This is a genomic window from Propionicicella superfundia DSM 22317 (assembly GCF_000423465.1).
Lineage (GTDB): Bacteria > Actinomycetota > Actinomycetes > Propionibacteriales > Propionibacteriaceae > Propionicicella > Propionicicella superfundia.
Map to the genome: position 1 here is coordinate 638,322 of NZ_KE384020.1, position 17,058 is coordinate 655,379.

Below are 17,058 nucleotides of genomic sequence, written 5' to 3' on the forward strand. Positions count from 1 at the left end.
CCGAAGCCTAGCCAGTCGCTGCGACGGTTTCCGCCACTTTCGCCCCCGTGGAAGGCTCTCCGGCGCGGCCGCCGCCCGCCGCCGTGCCGCCCGGATGCGGGCAATCAGGTGGCACCGCCGCCTGCGATGGTCGCGGTCGGTAGGGTGGGCGCGTGAACCGCACGTTTCCACCGGTGGGCGCCATTCTTCTCGATCAGGTGCTCATCTTGGTGTTCATCCTGGTCGGTCTCGTCTTCCACGAGAGCATGCCGCTCGTGTCCATCCTCACGTGGCAGGGCGTCTTCCAGCTCTTCGGAACGGCCTTCCCGTTCATGCTCGCCGGGTTCCTGGCCTGGGCCGGCCTGATCCTGAAGCAGTACTACAAGCTGCTCAGCTCGGGCGCGATCGTGTGGGCGTCCGTGGTGGTCCTGGGCCTGGTCTTCCGCGTCATGAACGGCGGCGGCGTGCAGCCCACCTTCATCCTCACGACCGCGCTGTTCACCGGCATCCTGCTCATCGGATGGCGTCTCGTCGCCGGACTCATCCTGCGCGCCCGCCCGGCCGAGGCGGTCTGAGCCCCGACCGCGATCAGGTCGCGTCGGCGCCGGACGGCTGCCCCGCGACCGGCTCGACCCACGAGGGACGCGGCCCGGCATAGTCGGCCCCGTACGCACCCGGCGCCGGACGTCGGCTCCGCCGCGGCGCGACCACGCCAGGCGCCAGCCGGCGCGCGATCACAAGGAAGCCGGTGTGCCCGGACGTCCCGTGCCCCGGCCGGATCGCCAGCCCCTCGGCATGCCATTCCCGGATCGTCGTCTCGGTCGCCTGCGGCTCGGTGAACCCGCCATGGGCCCGCAGCGTGTCCATGGTGCGTCCGAGCTGCGTCGTCGTCGCCACGTAGCAGCACAGCACCCCGCCGCCGACAAGCCGTTCCGCGACCGCGTCCACGCACTCCCACGGCGCGAGCATGTCGAGGATCGCCCGGTCGATCTCGCCGTCGGAGATCGTCTCGACCAGGTCGCCCACCACCAGCGTCCAGCCCGGCGGGCGCTCCCCGTAGAAGCTCTCGACGTTGGCCGCCGCGCGACGGGCGAACTCCTCACGCCGCTCGTACGAGACGAGTGTGCCGGCGGGCCCGAGCGCGCGCAGCAGGCTGATCGTCAGCGCCCCCGATCCGACACCGGCCTCCAGCACGCGGGCGCCGGGAAAGACGTCTCCCCACATGAGGATCTGAGCGGCGTCCTTCGGATAGATCACCGCCGCCTCGCGCGGCATGGACACGACGAAATCGTGCAGCAAGGGCCGGAGCGCGAGGTACTCCACGCCGCCGGCCGACCGCACGACCACCCCTTCCGGACCGCCGATGAGGTCGTCGTGCGCAATCCCTCCCTTGGTGGTGTGGAACACGGCACCCTGCTGCAGCCGCACCGAGTGGCGCCGCCCCTTGGGATCCGAGAGCGTCACCCGCTCGCCTTCGCGCAACGACCCCGTGGCGCCGTCGACCGGTCGCTCCTCGGCACTGCCCATCTACTGTTCCAATCCCCACAAGGCCAGTTGCCCACCGGGCCCGAAGCCACCGTCTGCGATGCTCACCCCGGGCCCGACGAACAGCGCACCGTCGGTCTGCGACACGGGGATGACCACATTGTCAGCAGCCGCCTGCTGCTGCAACTCCGACAGGGCGACCGTCCGCGCGTTGCCGTCGTCGGTCGTCCGGGCCCGCTGGTCGAGTTGCTCGACCTTCGCGGCGCTGCCCGGCAGCGGATTGGTGAGATACGGCAGCATCCACCCCGTCGCCGTGGCCAGCGCCGGCAGGGCGTCCGAGAGCTGGAGATCGGCCTGGTCGGCATCGGCCCGCACGACGACGTCGAGCCCCGCGGACGACTGCAGCCGGTTCTCGATGACCTGCGCGAGCTGCGCGGCGCCCGGCGCCCCCGAGTCGTACCCGAGGACCAGTGTGATCCCGCTGGTGTCCGTGGTCGGCACGGTGGCGATGCCGCCCTGCGAGAACGCCGCCGCATACCCGTCGACCCCACGCGGCACGATCGAGTCGAGCGTCCGCTCCGACTGCAGCGCGAGGCTGATCCGGCCGCGCAGCGCCGCATCGAGCCGATGGCTGCTGGACGGGCTCCAGATCAGCCGCCGGACCAGCATCCCGCTCCGCGCCACGCGCGACCACCCCGAGTCGGTCGTGTGGGAACTGCTCGCATCGATCTGCTGCTGCAGCCGGGTGACGGCGGGCTCGTCGAGCCCCTGCCACGCGACCTCGGCCGTCCCGGCGATCACCGCCTGCTCGACCGCGGACGTGTCGTCGAGCGTCTGTACGCGGATCGTCGAGATGCTCCCCGGCGTCGCCCCCTCGTAGCTCGCGGAGCGGCTGAAGACGGCCTCGCCGTTCGACCGGCGCACCAGCTCGTACGGACCGGACCCGATCGGCAACTGGTCGTCGGAGCGCACCGACGTCGCGGCGTAGCTCGGCTCGTCGACGATCGACGCGGCGGGGCTGGCAAGGGCCTGGGCGAACTGGTTGTCCTCCCACGTGAGCACGAACTGGACCGTCTTGGCGTCCGGGGTCCGGATCTCGCTCAGGGATGAGAACAGCACGGCCGTCCCGGCCTGCACCCCCAGCGTCAGGGCGCGTTCGATGCTGTGCTTGACGTCGCGGGAGGTGAGCGCATTGCCGTTGTGGAAGACGAGGTTCGAGCGCAGAGTGCACTCGTACACCAGCGCCTGCCGGAAGAGGCAGTCGCTGGCCGCGTCCGGCTTCAGCTCGTGGGTGTCGGCGTTGTACGTGAGCAGCCGCTGGTAGACGGCCGTCGCGACCATCGCGCCCATGTCCGTGGTGACATAGGCAGGGTCGAGCTGGCGCACCCGTTGCGTCGTCGCGACGGTGAACGGGCGAACGGTGGTGGCCGTCGATGGTGCGGGCGCGGGCGTGTCCTCGGTGCAGCCGACCACGATGCCGAGGAGGACGAGGAGCGCGAGCACCCAGCTAGCGCGACGCCACCCAGCGCTCGTACTCACCAAGGACACCTTCCCAGGGTAGAGCCTCCAGAGTGCTCACCGGCATCCGACCGTGGGCCGAATCGTGAGGGTAGTGAAAGTGGATCGCGACCACGAAACAGCCCGCCGCTTCGGCGGATGCACGCCCCTCCCGCGAATCCTCGAACGCGACGCAGCACGTGGGATCGACTCGCAGGCGCGCGGCCGCGGTGAGGTAGGGCTCGGGATGCGGCTTGCCGTTGGCGACCTGATCGCCGCCGACGATCTCGGCGAACGGAATCCGGTCGAGCCCGCTCATGGCCGCCCGCAGGATCGCCTCGGTCGACATCGACACGAGCGCCTGCGGGATGCCGCGCCGCTCGAGGTCGGAGACCAGCGCCAGCGCCCCCGGCCGCCACTCGACCTCGGTCCGCGGCAGGACGTCCAGCACATGCCGCTCCATGAACTCGACTCCCCAGTCGGGGTCGACCTCCCCCGTCCGGCCCGCGTACTCGATGATCGCCGACGCGCCGTCCCGCATGGAGAACCCATGGATCCTGGCCGACTGCTCCGGCGTCCACCCGGCCCCGCCGAGCGCAGCCAGAAGAGCTCCCTCGGCCCCCCGCCACACGGACGCGGTGTCGACGAGCGTCCCGTCGAAGTCCCACAGCACGGCCTGCGGAGAGCGTTCAGGAGTCATGGCGCCATTCTGGCAACGCCCGGCGAACGCTGACCAATCGCCCTCGGAAGTCGCACAGACGAGCCGTCCGCACGTTCGCGGGTCTCACGCCGAGAAATACCGCGCCTGCGGGTGATGGACGACGAGGGCATCGGTCGCCTGCTCCGGGTGGAGCTGGAACTCCGGCGACAGCTCGACGCCGATCCGCGCGGCGTCGACCAGCGCGACGAGCTTCGCCCGATCAGTCAGGTCGGGGCAGGCCGGGTACCCGAAGGAGTACCGCGAGCCCTGGTAGGCCTGATTGGTCAGCATGTCGAGCATCGGCCCGTCCGGCTCCAGTCCGAGCTCCCGGCGGATCCGGGCGTGCCACAGCTCGGCGAGCGCCTCGGTGAGCTGGACGGACAGGCCGTGGAGCTCCAGATAGTCGCGGTAGCGGTCGGCGGCGAAGAGCTCGGCCGTCGCCTGCCCGATCCGCGACCCCATCGTGACGAGTTGCAGCCCGATGACGTCGGGGTGGCCCAGTTCGCGTGTCTCGGCCTCGTCGGCGAAGAAGTCCGCCAGGCAGAGCCGCCGGTCCCGTGCCTGCCGCGGGAACGTGAACCGCTGCACCTCGCGGCGATGGGTCTCGGGGTCCAGGACGACGAGATCGTCCCCGTCGGAGTAGCACGGCCAGTACCCGTAGACGACGCCGAACTCGGCCAGCCCCCGGGTCTGCACGTCGTGCAGCAGCGCGCGCAGCCGCGGCATCCCCTCGGTCTCGACGAGCTCCTCGTAGGAGCGGCCCCCGCGTTCGGGCCGCAACCCCCATCGGCCCATGAACGTCGCCTTGTGGTCCAGCCACTGGGCCACGTCGGCCAGCGGCACGCCGCGCACCATCCGCGATCCCCAGAACGGCGGGACGGGCCGGGTGACGTCCCGGCGGACGTGGCTCGATCGTTCACCGGCCCGTGCCGGCTCCACCTTCGCCGGCGCCGTCCGCTTCGACCGTCGCCCGCGCAACGGCGGCAGCTCGGCCCCGGGGACTCCCCGCTTGACCGCCATCAGCGTGTCCATCAGGAAGAGCCCTTCGAACGCGTCCTGCGCGTACCGGACCTCCCCGTCGTACAGCTCGTGCAGGTCGTCCTCCACGTACGACCGCGTGAGGGCCGCCCCGCCGAGAAGCACCGGATAGCGCGCCAGGCCGCGCTTGTTGAGCTCGGCCAGGTTGTCCCGCATCACGACGGTCGACTTCACGAGCAGACCGCTCATGCCGATCGCGTCCGCCGCATGCTCCTCGGCCGCCTCCACGATGTTGCTGAGGGGCTGCTTGATGCCGATGTTGACGACGTTGTACCCGTTGTTCGCCAGGATGATGTCCACGAGATTCTTGCCGATGTCGTGGACGTCGCCGGTCACGGTCGCGAGGACGATCGTCCCCTTGCCGAGTTCGTCGGTGCGGTCCAGGTGCGGCTCCAGATGCCGCACCGCCTGCTTCATGACCTCGGCGGACGCGAGGACGAACGGCAACTGCATCTGTCCCGACCCGAACAGCTCGCCGACGGTCTTCATGCCGGTGAGCAGGTCCTCGTTGATGACGTCGAGCGCCGACTTGTGCTGCAGCGCCTCGTCCAGGTCGCCGGGAAGGCCCTTCGCCTCGCCGTCGACGATGCGCCGGGCGAGACGCTCCCCGATCGGCAGCGCGGCGAGCTCCTCGGCACGGGCCTGTCTGGACGCCGCCGTCGTCACGCCCTCGAACAACTCCAGGAACCGGGCCAGCGGATCGTAGTCGGCCGTGCGCCTGTCGTAGACCAGGTCGAGTGCGACCTCCCGCTGCTCGGCGGGGATCCGGGCCATCGGCAGGATCTTCGCCGCATTGGCGATCGCGGAGTCCAGCCCGGCTTCCACGCACTCGTGCAGGAACACCGAGTTCAGCACGATTCGCGCTGCAGGGTTGAGGCCGAAGGAGACGTTCGACAGGCCCAGCGTCGTGAGGACCCCCGGGTGGCGCCGCTTGAGCTCCCGAATGGCCTCGATCGTCTCCATCCCGTCGCGGCGGGTCTCCTCCTGGCCGGTGGCGATCGGGAAGGTGAGACAGTCGACGATGATGTCGCCGGGACGCAGGCCGTAGGTGCCGGTCAGGTCGGCGATGAGCCGCTCGGCCACCCGCAGCTTCCACTCGGCGGTCCGCGCCTGCCCCTCCTCGTCGATCGTCAGCGCGACCACGGCGGCGCCGTGCTCGCGCACCAGCTCCATGACACGGGCGAAGCGCGAGCCGGGCCCGTCGCCGTCCTCGTAGTTCACCGAGTTGATGATCGAGCGGCCCGCGAGCGCCTCCAGGCCGGCCCGCAGCACGGCGGGCTCCGTCGAGTCCAGCATGACCGGCAGCGGGACCGCGGTCGCCAGGCGGGACGCCAGCTCGTCCATGTCGGCGGCGCCGGCGCGCCCGACGTAGTCGACGCACACGTCGAGGACGTGCGCGCCCTCGCGGCTCTGCGCCTTCGCGATGTCCACGCACTCGTCCCAGTCGCCGGCCAGCATCGCCTCGCGGAACGCCTTCGAGCCGTTGGCGTTCGTGCGTTCGCCGACCGACAGATAGCTGGTGTCCTGCCGCAGCGGGACCTCCGCGTACAGGGACGCCACCGAGGCACCGTCCGGGACGTCGCGCGACGGGACGTCCCGCCCCCTCGCCACCGCCGCGAGCGCGGCGATGTGGGCAGGGGTCGTCCCGCAGCACCCGCCGACCAGCGACAGCCCGAATTCCGCGATGTAGCGGTCCAGGGCGGTGGCGAGCCCGTCGGGCGACAAGGGGTAGCGCGCGCCCTCGGAGGTGAGCTCCGGGAGGCCCGCGTTGGGCATGCAGGACAGCCCCACGCGGGCATAGCGGGACAGGTGCCGCAGGTGCTCGCCCATCTCGTCGGGGCCCGTGGCGCAGTTGAGCCCGATGATGTCGACCCCGAGAGGCTCGATGGACGTCAGCGCCGCGCCGATCTCGGTCCCGAGCAGCATCGTCCCGGTCGTCTCGATCGTCACGCTCACGATCACAGGCAGGTCGGCGCCCAGCGCGGTGAGCCCGCGCCGCGCGCCGAGCACGGCGCCCTTGACCTGCAGCAGGTCCTGGGACGTCTCGATGAGAATGGCGTCCGCGCCGCCTTCGATGAGGCCCTCGGCGCACTCCTGGTATCCGTCGCGGAGAGTTCCGAACGAGATCTGCCGCAAGGTCGGGAGCTTCGTGCCGGGGCCCATGGACCCGAGCACCCAGCGGGGACGGTCCGGTGTGGAGACCTCGTCGGCCACGCCCCGGGCGATGCGCGCACCGGCGAGCGCGAGCTCCCGCACGCGGGCCGGGATGTCGTATTCGGCGAGCGCGGCGACGTTGGCGCCGAACGTGTTCGTCCCGACGCAGTCGGAACCGGCCGCCAGGTACGCCCGGTGGATGTCGGCCACGATGTCGGGGCGCGTCACGTTGAGGATCTCGTTGCAGCCGTCGAGCCCGGCGAAGTCCTCCATCGTCACCCGCGAGGCCTGCAGCATCGTCCCCATCGCTCCGTCGGCGACGACGACGCGACGGGACAAGGCGGTGCGCAGGCTGCTGGTCATGCGGACAAGAGTAGGGGCCGCGCCGCCGCCGCTCCGCACGGCCCGCGCCCGGAATCCACGCTCTATAGTGACGGGCATGTGTGGAATCATCGGCTATCTGGGGCCGCGGCCCGCCCGTGACGTGGTGGTGGCGGGGTTGCGCCGGATGGAGTACCGGGGGTACGACTCGGCCGGGCTGGCGGTGATCGATCACGGCCGGATCCTTGTCCGGAAGCGGGCAGGCAAGATCGCGAACCTGGAGAGCGCGCTCGCGGCAGAGCCTCTGCCGGACACCGAGATCGGGATCGGGCACACCCGCTGGGCGACGCACGGCGTCCCATCGGACGTGAATGCGCACCCTCACGTGTCGGGCAACGGCCGGATCGCGCTCATCCACAACGGCATCATCGAGAACTTCGCGGCGCTGCGCACCGAGCTGGAGGCGCAGGACGTCGTGTTCTCGTCCCAGACCGACACCGAGACCGCCGCGCAGTACCTCGGGCTCGAGGTCGCCCGCGGCACCGACCTGGCCGACGCGATGCGCGCGGTCTGCCGCCGTCTCGAAGGGGCCTTCACCCTCGTCGCCATCGATCCCACCCAGCCCGACCGGCTCGTCGCGGCACGCCGCAACTCGCCCCTGGTCGTCGGCGTCGGAGAGGGCGAGTTCTTCGTGGCGTCCGACGTGTCGGCGTTCATCGAGTTCACCCGGTCGGCGATCGAGCTCGGCCAGGATCAGGTCGTCGACGTCACCCGCGACGGCGTCACCGTGACCGACTTCCAGGGACAGCCGGCCGAGACCCATCCCTTCGAGGTGACCTGGGATCTGTCGGCCGCCGAGAAGGCCGGCTACGACTGGTTCATGCGCAAGGAGATCTTCGAACAGCCCAAGGCCGTGGCGGACACCCTGCTGGGACGGTTCACCCCCGACGGCGCCCTCAAGCTGGACGAGCTCCACATCCCCGAGGACGAGTTGCGCCGGATCGACAAGATCATCATCGTCGCCTGCGGCAGCGCCTACTACGCCGGTCTGGTCGCGAAGTACGCGATCGAGCATTGGACCCGCGTCGCCTGCGAGGTCGAGATCGCGAGCGAGTTCCGTTACCGGGACCCCATCATCACCCGCACGACCCTGGTCGTGACCATCAGCCAGTCCGGGGAGACCGCCGACACGCTCATGGCCATCCGCCATGCGCGCGAACAGCACGCGAAGGTGATCGCGATCTGCAACACCAACGGCGCGACCATCCCCCGCGAGTCCGACGCCGTCATCTACACCTACGCCGGTCCCGAGATCGGCGTCGCATCCACCAAGGGCTTCCTCACCCAGGTGGCCGCCTGTTACCTCCTGGGGCTGTATCTCGCCCAGGTCCTCGGCACCAAGTTCGGCGACGAGATCGCCGCCGTGATGCACGAGCTCGCCGCGACGCCCCCGCTCATCCAGAAGGTGCTGGACCGGCTGGAGCCGATGCGCGAGCTCGCCCGGCGTCTCGTCGACCAGCGCTCTGTCCTGTTCCTCGGTCGGCACGTCGGCTATCCCGTCGCCCTCGAGGGGGCGCTGAAGCTCAAGGAGATCGCCTACCTCCACGCCGAGGGGTTCCCGGCCGGTGAGTTGAAGCACGGTCCCATCGCGCTCGTCGAGGAGGGCATTCCCATCTTCGTCATCGTCCCGCCGCAAGGACGGGATCAGCTCCACGACAAGGTCGTCTCCAACATCCAAGAGGTCCGGGCCCGAGGTGCGTACACCATCGTGCTCGCCGAGGAGGACGATACCGAGGTCGATCCGTACGCCGACATCCTCTTCCGGCTCCCCCGCGTCTCGACGCTGCTGCAGCCGCTCCTGGCGATCGTCCCGCTGCAGTTCTTCGCGTGCGAGCTCGCGACCCTCAAGGGCTACGACGTCGACCAGCCCCGCAACCTCGCCAAGTCCGTCACCGTGGAGTGACCGCGGCCTCCGACGGCACCGGGCCTCTGTGGCGGGTGCGGCGAGCGGGCTAGAGGACGAGCGACGCGGCCACGGCGAACATGACGACGGCGATGAGCCCGTCGAGGACGCGCCAGGCCAGCGGTGACCGGAACAGGGGTCGAAGGAAGCGCGCCCCGAACCCGAGCGCCGAGAACCAGGCGAGGCTGCCGGTCACGGCGCCCGCCCCGAACCACCAGCGTGCCTCGCCGTGCGTGGTGGCGACCGACCCGAGCAGGACGACGGTGTCGAGATACACGTGGGGGTTCAGCCAGGTGAACGCCAGGCATGCCGCGACCGCCGAGCCGAGGGTCGACGGAGAGCCCGCCGGATCGGCCTGCAGCGCACCGGGCCGCAGCGCGCGCCGTGCGGCCAGGACCCCGTAGGCGGCCACGAACAGGGCGCCTCCCCAGCGGATCCCGGTCAGGACGGCCGGAGCCGCCGCGACGACCGCTCCGACCCCGGCGATGCCCGCTGCGATGAGAACGGCGTCCGAGACCGCGCAGATCGCCACGACGGGGAGGACGTTCTCGCGCCGCAGCCCCTGCCGCAGGACGAAGGCGTTCTGGGCGCCGATGGCGACGATGAGCGACAGGCCGAAGCCAAGACCCGCGATGGCGGCGGCGAGAACGGACGACGTGGGCATACGTCGAACGTACGGAGAGATCGTTGTTGAGACAAGCTAATGTTTCTGTGGTAGCAACAGCATGGCTAATGAACGGGCTGGCAATGGACTTCGACCTCGCACATCTGCAGGCGCTTTCGGCGGTGATCGAGCATGGGAGCTTCGATGCGGCCGCCCGGGCGCTGCATGTGACGCCATCGGCCGTCAGCCAGCGCATCCGCGCGCTCGAAGTGGCCACACGACGCGTTCTCGTCGTCCGCACGCGGCCGGTGACGGCCACCCGCGCGGGCGCTCCGCTGCTGCGCCTCGCCCGGCAGGTGGCCGCTCTGTCGGCCGACACCGCGCGCGAGATGAGCCTCGCCGGCGGGGTTCGTCTTCCGCTCGCCGTGAACGCCGACTCGCTGTCGACCTGGGTGCTGCCGGCGCTGGCTCCCCTGGCGGGCGAGATCGCCTTCGAGTTCCACCGCGAGGATCAGGAGCGCACCATCGGCCTGCTGCGCGACGGAACGGTGCTGGCAGCCATCACCTCCGACGGGCAGGCCGTCCAGGGGTGCACGGTCACACCTCTGGGCGTGATGCGCTACCGGCCGTACGTGTCGCGCGCGGCCGCGGTCCGCTGGTTCGGTGACGGGATGACAGCCGCGGCACTGGCGGCCGCGCCGATGATCGAGTTCGACCAGGCCGACGAGCTGCAGCGTCGCTACCTGACCGCACACGCCCCGGGGGCGGAGCCGCCCCGGCACCAGGTGCCGGGCGCCGGGGACTTCGCCGAGGCGGTCCGGCTCGGGTACGGGTGGGGAATGCTGCCCGCTCTCCAGGCCGAGCCGCTCGGCGACGAGGTCGTGCTGCTGGACGACGACGGCGGGGTGGACGTCGCCCTGTACTGGCAGCAGTGGGGTGTCCGGACGCCGTCCTTGGATGCCGCCGCCGCGGCGATCGCGACCGCCGCCCGCGCCCTGCGGTAGCGAGGGGAACCAGACGCTCAGCGGGTACGGAAGAACCCGACGACGGCCGCGACGATGCCGACGACGAGGAGGATCTGCACCACGAACGTCGAGGTCTGGAGGGTGGTGTCGCCGAAACCTGTGACCAGCAGGACGGCGAACTCGGCCACCACGACCCAGAATCCCCGCCGCCGGCGACGCCACAGGAGCACGATCGCGAGGATCGCGAGGACCGTCGGCACGGCCAGCAGCAGGGCCGCGTTCGACCACAGGATTCCCCGGGAGTCGCCGCGGCCGAGCAGCAGGATCCAGTAGTACAGGTTGGTCGCGATCACGATCAGCCCCAGCGCGGCCATGCCGACACCGGTCTGGAACCATCCGGTCGATGCCCCGGACGAGGGCGTCGGGCCGCCGGAACCGGTCATCGCGCCGTCGCTGCCTCGGCCTGCGCGCGGAGCGCACGCACCATCTCGTCGGGGTTGTCGGCCGAGTACACCGCGGAGCCGGCGACGAACACGTCCGCCCCCGCCTCGACGCAACGCTCGATCGTCTCCCCCGAGACGCCTCCGTCGACCTGCACCCAGATGTCCTTGCCGAGACGGGACACGAGCTCGCGCGTGCGGCGGATCTTCGGCAGCGTGAGGTCGAGGAACCTCTGCCCCCCGAACCCGGGCTCGACGGTCATGATCAGCACCATGTCGAGCTCGCCGAGCATGTCGGCGTAGGGCTCGATCGGCGTCGCGGGCCGCAGCGCCATGGAGGCACGCGCACCCGCGGCGCGCAGCTCCCGGGCGAGGCGGACGGGCGCCGAGCATGCCTCGACGTGGAACGTGACCGACTCGGCGCCCGCCTCCGCGTACGACGTCGCCCATCGGTCGGGGTCGTCGATCATCAGGTGGATGTCCAAGAAGGCGTCGGTCGCGCTCCGGATGGCCTTCACCATCGGCAGGCCGAAGGTCATGTTCGGGACGAAGTGGTAGTCCATGACGTCGATGTGCACACCGTCGGCGCTGCTGATGCGCGAGATCTCGGTCGCGATGTTCGTGAAGTCGGCGTTCAGGATGCTCGGTGTGATTTTCATGCCCACGGGCAGACTCTATCGACAATTCCCGCCCGCCGAGCGGCCCCGCCCACCCGCCGCGGCGCCTACGCCACCGCCACGAGCGCGAGGAACATCGCGTCCGTGCCGTGGCGATGGGGCCACAGTTGCGCGGTGTCGCCACGCAGGCCCGGCACACCCGGCAGATACTGCGGGGCGCTGAGCAGCCGCGTGTGCGGGTGATCGGCGAGCACGGCGTCCACGACCTCGGTCGTCTCGGCCGCGTGCGGCGAGCACGTCACGTAGGCCACGACGCCGCCCGGGCGCGCGGCGGCGAGAGCGCTGCGCAGCAGCGCCCGTTGGAGCGGCACCAGGTCGCCGAGCGAGGCGGGATCGCGGCGCCAGCGGCTCTCGGGCCGGCGGCGCAGCGCCCCGAGCCCCGTGCAGGGGACGTCGGCGAGGACGGCCGCGAACGAGCCCGGCGCCCAGGCCGGCCGCGTCCCGTCGGCACAGATCACGGTGTGCGGCCCGGGATAGGCGGCCATCGCCCTGTCGATCAGGCGCGCCCGGTGCGGGGCCACCTCGGCGGCGACGAGGGGCACTCCGCGCTCCCGGGCCAGACCGTGGAGCAGCGCCGCCTTGCCGCCGGGGCCGGCGCACAGGTCGAGCCAGGGGCCTGCGACCTCGACGGCCCGCGACAACGCGAGCGCGACGAGCTGACTGCCCTCGTCCTGGACGCCGACGCGGGCGCTGCGCACGTCCTCCAGCTCGCCCGGCACACCGTCGTAGCGCGCGCCGACCGGCGACCAGCGGCACGGCTCGGCGCCGAGGGCGAGGAGATCCCGCCGGTCGGTGATTCCGGGGCGGCACACCAGCGTCGGGGCGGCGGGCTCGTTGTTGGCCGCGAGCGCCGCCTCCACCTCGTCCGCGGGCAGGACGTCCGCATAGGCCCGCACGATCCACTCGGGGTGATGAAGGCGGGTGGCGAGCACGACGAGCGGGTCGGTCTCGCCGGCGACCAGCACCTCCATCCAGTCGGACAGCTCCTTCGCGGCGACCTTTCGCAGGATGGCGTTGACCAGCCCCGTGACGCGCTCCCCGACCCGCTCCCGGGCCAGGTCGACGGTCGCGGCGACCGCCGCGTGCACCGGAATCCGCATGGCGAGGAGCTGGTGCGTGCCGAGCCGGAGCAGGTCGACGACGGCCGGCTGGAGCGTGGTGAGGGGTCTCCGCCCCGCCACCGCGAGGATCCGGTCGTAGGTGCCCTGGAACCGACAGGTACCGTTCACGAGCTCGGTCGCGAACGCGGCGTCGCGACCCGTCAGCCCGGCCGACCGGAGCGCGTGGGACAGCTCGATGTTCGGGTACGCCCCGTCCCCGGTGACCGCGCGCAGGACCGCGAACGCCGTGACCCGCGGGAGGTCCGCGCGGCGTCTCACCGCAGCCACGGGTCGTCGTCTCGCAGCCCGCGTCCCCAGGCCGCCGCGTCCATGGGCCGCTTTCCGATCGGCTGCACCGTGACGAGCTCGAGCGTGCCGGCACCGGTTCCCGCCCACACCCCGAGCCTCCCCACCCGTAGCCGTCCCGGTGCGAGGTCCGCCGGGTCGGCGATCCGGCTCCGCAGGATCTTGAACCGATCGCCCCCATAGGTCGTCCAGGCTCCCGGATGCGGGCTGCACCCGCGGACCAGATCGTGCAGCCGTGCGGCGGAGGCCGTCCAGTCCAGCCTGGCGTCGGCGACGGTCACCTTCGGGGCGAGAGAGATCCCGGTGTCGGGCTGCGGCTCGGGCTCGGCTCCGGCGGCGACGGCATCGAGGGTGTCGACGAGCAGCCCGGCCCCGTCGACGGCCAGTCGCGCGAGCACCTCACCGGCCGTTTCGGCGGGGTCGATCCGTGTCGTGAGCGTGCGATACACCGGCCCGGAGTCGAGGCCCGCGTCGATGAGGAAGGTCGTGGCCCCGGTGGTCTTCGCGCCGGCCATGAGCGCACGCTGCACCGGTGCCGCGCCCCGCCAGGCGGGCAGCAGCGAGAAATGGAGGTTCACCCATCCGCGAGCCGGGATCTCCAGCGCGCCGGGCGGCAGCAGCGCGCCGTAGGCCACGACGGGAACGCAATCCGGCGCCAGCTCCCGCAACTGTGCCTGGAATACGGGATCGCGCGGGTGGCCGGGTCGCAGCAGCGGCAGTCCGAGGTCCAGCGCGCGGCGCCCGACCGGGGACGGGACGAGCCGCTTGCTGCGTCCCTTCGCGGCATCGGGCCTGGTGAGGACGGCCACCACCTCGTGGGACGACGAGAGCAGGGCGTCCAGGGACGGCAACGCCACGTCGGGCGTCCCGGCGAAGACCACACGCATCCTCTCAGCTTAGGGCGTCGCCGCACGGCGGATCGTCGGGGCCGGCGGCTAGAGTGCGGCGCATGGAAGGGCAGGGCGTGGTCGATCCCGTGGCGAGCGTGGTGCTCGACCTGAACCTCCCCCACCTCGACCGGGAGTTCGAGTACGCGGTTCCGGCCGACCTGGCCGATGCGGCCGTCGCCGGCGCGCGGGTGCGGGTGCGCTTCGCCGGCCGTCTCGTGGACGGCTTCATCGCGGACCGCCGCGCCACACCCCGTCACGAGGGCCATCTCGCCCCGCTTCACAAGGTCGTCTCGCCCGAGCCCGTCCTGCTGCCAGAGACACTCCGGCTGCTGCGCGCGGTGGCGGACCACTACGCGGGCACCGTGGCCGATCTGCTGCGCTTCGCCGTCCCGCCGCGGCATGCCGCCACGGAGCGGGCCGACCGTGCCGCCCCGCCGGCGCCCGTGCTCGACATCTCCGAGAACGCACTCGCGGCGTACCCGGCGGGCGCGTCCTTCCTCACCGCTCTCCGGGACGGCCGCAGCCCCCGCGCCGCGTGGCAGGTCGCCGCCGTGCACGCTCCGCTCGGCGAGCCGTTCGGCGCCATGGTGACCGCGGCGCAGGAGACGCTGCGCAGCGGCCGGGGCGCAATCCTGCTCGTGGGTCACCGACGCGATCTCGACCGGCTCGCCGCCGAGGTCACGGCCAGGTGCGGGCCCAACTCCTTCGCGGTGCTCGCTGCCGACCTCGGGCCGTCGGTCCGCTACCGGCATTTCCTTTCGGTTGTGCGGGGGCAGCAGCGTCTGGTGATCGGGACGCGCAACGCCGTGTTCGCGCCCGTGCGTGAGCTCGGCCTCGTGGGCATCTGGGACGACGGCTCCGACGACTACGCCGAGCCGCACGCCCCGTACCCGAACGCGCGGGAGGTCGCCGCGATCCGCGTCGCCCAGCAGGGAGCGGGCATCCTGCTCGCGTCCCACTCCCGCAGTCTGGAGGCGCAGGCGTGGGTCGAGGCGGGCTGGCTCCACGACATCGCCGTCCGGCCGGCCGCCCTGCGCGAGCGCACGCCCGTGGTGCACATCGCCGCGTCCACCGACTTCGCGCTCACCCGGGACCCGCACGCCCGCTCCGCACGGCTGCCGCGGGAGGTCTTCGACACGGTTCGCGCGGGTCTTGCGGCCGGGCCGGTGCTCGTGCAGGTTCCGCTGGCCGGCTACGTGCGGGGCGTCGTCTGCTCCGCGTGCGGGACCCCGGCCGCCTGTCCGCGGTGCGGCGGGCGCCTGCAGGGCGAGCCCTGGGCGGCCGGAATCCGGCTCACCTGCGCATGGTGCGGGCCCCCGCAGACCCGGTGGGCGTGCCGCGAATGCGGCGGGCGCGACCTGCGGACGTCCGGTGTGGGATCGGCGCGCACCGCCGAGGAGCTGGGACGCGCCTTCCCCGGCACCAGGGTGATCACGTCCTCCGGGGATCGGATCGTCGACGAGACCTCCGACGAGGTGGCGCTCGTCGTGGCCACGCCGGGAGCCGAACCGCGTGCCGCGCACGGCTATGCGGCCGCCGTTCTGCTCGACACGCTCGCGGCCCTCAACCGCCCCGACCTGCGCGCCGCCGAGGAGTCGCTCCGGCGCTGGCTCAATGCTGTGGCGCTGGTCCGCCCCGCGGCCGACGGCGGCACGGTGCTGGCGGTCGGCCCGAGCACGTCCGGAGCGCTGCGGGCCCTCGTGCGGACCGACCCCGTCGGGTTCGCCACCCGCGAGCTCGCCGACCGGCGTGCGGCGGGGTTCCCGCCGGCGGCGAAGCTCATCACGGTCGAGGGGCCGCCGAACGCCGTCGCCGAGTTCGCCGCCGAACTCCGCCTTCCCGACGGCGCGGCGATCCTCGCCCGCACCCCGGTGCCGGCCTCGTCGTCCGACGACCTCGAACGGCTGACGCTGCGCTCCGCACGGCACGCCGGTCGGGCGCTGACGGCCGAGGTCAGGTCCGCCGCCGCGGTCCGCACCGCGCGAAAGGACACGGGCGCGCTCCGGATCCGCGTCGACCCGCAGGTGCTGGGCTGAGCGCTACTTCAGGAGGTGCGCGATCTCCCCGGAGAGCTCGTCGCAGATCCACGGCGCGTTGCGGGTGCCGATGCGCGCGACGCCCAGCAGCAGGCATCCCAGCGCGACCATCGGCGTCCAGAAGCTCCCGGTGCCGGCGACCTTGACCTTCACCGGCTCGGGTGCGGTCTCGCACATGATCTTGACCTGGCTGAACTGCGGGCCGCCGTGGCGTCCGGTGGACGACTTGACCCAGTCGGCGCCCGCCTCGCTGGCCAGTTCCACCGCCGTCTTGATCTGGTCGTCGGTCAGCAACTGCACCTCGAGGATCGCCTTGCACTCCGCCCCGCCGTCGTGAGCGACCTTCACGACCTCGGCGATGTCCTTCTTGTAGAGGTCGTAGTCGCCGCTCTTGAGCGCGCCGTGGTTGGCGACCATGTCCACCACCCACGGCTTCCCGCTCAGCGCCGTGACACCCTCCTTCGCTTCCGCGACCTTCATGGCCGTGGAGACCGCACCGAACGGGAAGGCCAGCACCCACCCGGTCTCGATGCCCGTCCCTGCGAGCTGCTCCGAGACGTAGGGGGCCCAGAAGGTATTGGTGTGGAATCCCTTGAATCCGTACTGCTTGGCGATCTCGATACCGTGGTCGATGTCGTCCTGGCTCGCGTCGGAGTTCAGGACCGAGAAGTCCATCGCCTGGGCAAGCCCCTCCTTCGAGAGATCAAGGTCCTTCACGTGGATCGGCGCGGGCATGGGTACCACTCTCCTCTGATGTCGGTGTCTCTCCCGAGACGGACGCGCGGCCTGCGATGGCCGGCGGAGACGCCACTCTGCGTGTCCGTCGCTCGTTGCCTGTACATGTATAGCCCAGTTTAGTCATGCCGATCCCGCGACCCACAGCCCTGCGCGCTGACTGTGGAC

General features: G+C 71.7%; 13 protein-coding genes and 1 pseudogene. 4 read left to right on the forward strand and 10 right to left on the reverse strand.

Features of this window, described 5'->3' with window-relative positions; all coding sequences use genetic code 11:
- Positions 1–152 precede the first annotated feature (152 nt).
- A complete protein-coding gene (locus tag G555_RS18700) occupies positions 153–554 on the forward strand; it encodes a DUF3054 domain-containing protein (protein WP_084634930.1) in 402 nt (133 codons plus the stop codon).
- A 13-nt stretch (positions 555–567) separates the two neighbouring features.
- Here G555_RS18700 and G555_RS18705 read toward each other — a convergent pair.
- The 4 genes and pseudogenes from G555_RS18705 to metH all read right to left on the reverse strand — a co-directional run.
- Positions 568–1,479: pseudogene (locus G555_RS18705) on the reverse strand (tRNA (adenine-N1)-methyltransferase); the annotation flags it as partial.
- Between the two features lie 27 nt (positions 1,480–1,506).
- The gene (locus tag G555_RS21190) at positions 1,507–3,003 is read right to left on the reverse strand and encodes an ABC transporter substrate-binding protein (protein ID WP_156887477.1); all 1,497 of its coding nucleotides are present in this window, start codon (positions 3,001–3,003) and stop codon (positions 1,507–1,509) included.
- Positions 2,972–3,661, reverse strand: a complete 690-nt coding sequence (locus tag G555_RS18715) for an HAD family hydrolase (protein WP_084634932.1) — start codon at positions 3,659–3,661, stop codon at positions 2,972–2,974. Before G555_RS18715 ends, G555_RS21190 begins: the two co-directional genes overlap by 32 nt.
- Positions 3,662–3,745: 84 nt before the next feature.
- Positions 3,746–7,216, reverse strand: a complete 3,471-nt coding sequence (gene metH, locus G555_RS0108210) for a methionine synthase (protein ID WP_028708513.1) — start codon at positions 7,214–7,216, stop codon at positions 3,746–3,748.
- Between the two features lie 76 nt (positions 7,217–7,292).
- Between metH and glmS the strand changes: the two genes are divergently transcribed.
- A complete protein-coding gene (gene glmS, locus G555_RS0108215) occupies positions 7,293–9,137 on the forward strand; it encodes a glutamine--fructose-6-phosphate transaminase (isomerizing) (RefSeq protein WP_028708514.1) in 1,845 nt (614 codons plus the stop codon).
- Between the two features lie 49 nt (positions 9,138–9,186).
- Here glmS and G555_RS0108220 read toward each other — a convergent pair whose 3' ends face one another.
- Positions 9,187–9,801 carry a LysE/ArgO family amino acid transporter gene (locus G555_RS0108220; protein ID WP_028708515.1) on the reverse strand — a complete coding sequence of 205 codons (615 nt, stop codon included), beginning with the start codon at positions 9,799–9,801 and terminating at the stop codon, positions 9,187–9,189.
- Positions 9,802–9,869: 68 nt separating this feature from the next.
- Here G555_RS0108220 and G555_RS0108225 point away from each other — a divergent pair, with 68 nt between their 5' ends.
- On the forward strand, positions 9,870–10,745 hold the full coding sequence (locus G555_RS0108225) for an ArgP/LysG family DNA-binding transcriptional regulator (RefSeq protein ID WP_245581225.1): 876 nt from the start codon (positions 9,870–9,872) through the stop codon (positions 10,743–10,745).
- A 17-nt stretch (positions 10,746–10,762) separates the two neighbouring features.
- Here G555_RS0108225 and G555_RS0108230 read toward each other — a convergent pair whose 3' ends face one another.
- The 4 genes from G555_RS0108230 to fmt all read right to left on the reverse strand — a co-directional run bounded on the left by G555_RS0108230 (position 10,763) and on the right by fmt (position 14,116).
- A complete protein-coding gene (locus G555_RS0108230; protein WP_028708517.1) occupies positions 10,763–11,149 on the reverse strand; it encodes a hypothetical protein in 387 nt (128 codons plus the stop codon).
- Positions 11,146–11,805 (reverse strand): ribulose-phosphate 3-epimerase, encoded by a 660-nt coding sequence (rpe, locus tag G555_RS0108235; RefSeq protein ID WP_036921635.1) that lies wholly within the window; start codon positions 11,803–11,805, stop codon positions 11,146–11,148. The genes G555_RS0108230 and rpe overlap by 4 nt, the downstream gene beginning before the upstream one ends.
- Before the next feature lie 65 nt (positions 11,806–11,870).
- The gene (locus G555_RS0108240; RefSeq protein ID WP_028708519.1) at positions 11,871–13,211 is read right to left on the reverse strand and encodes an RsmB/NOP family class I SAM-dependent RNA methyltransferase; all 1,341 of its coding nucleotides are present in this window, start codon (positions 13,209–13,211) and stop codon (positions 11,871–11,873) included.
- Positions 13,199–14,116 carry a methionyl-tRNA formyltransferase gene (gene fmt / locus G555_RS0108245; RefSeq protein ID WP_028708520.1) on the reverse strand — a complete coding sequence of 306 codons (918 nt, stop codon included), beginning with the start codon at positions 14,114–14,116 and terminating at the stop codon, positions 13,199–13,201. Before fmt ends, G555_RS0108240 begins: the two co-directional genes overlap by 13 nt.
- Before the next feature lie 62 nt (positions 14,117–14,178).
- Here fmt and G555_RS0108250 point away from each other — a divergent pair, with 62 nt between their 5' ends.
- On the forward strand, positions 14,179–16,155 hold the full coding sequence (locus G555_RS0108250) for a primosomal protein N' (RefSeq protein WP_036921637.1): 1,977 nt from the start codon (positions 14,179–14,181) through the stop codon (positions 16,153–16,155).
- 3 nt (positions 16,156–16,158) lie between these two features.
- On the opposite strand, the gene deoC is transcribed toward G555_RS0108250, so the two are convergent.
- Positions 16,159–16,890 (reverse strand): deoxyribose-phosphate aldolase, encoded by a 732-nt coding sequence (deoC, locus tag G555_RS0108255; RefSeq protein WP_051208575.1) that lies wholly within the window; start codon positions 16,888–16,890, stop codon positions 16,159–16,161.
- Positions 16,891–17,058 lie beyond the last annotated feature (168 nt).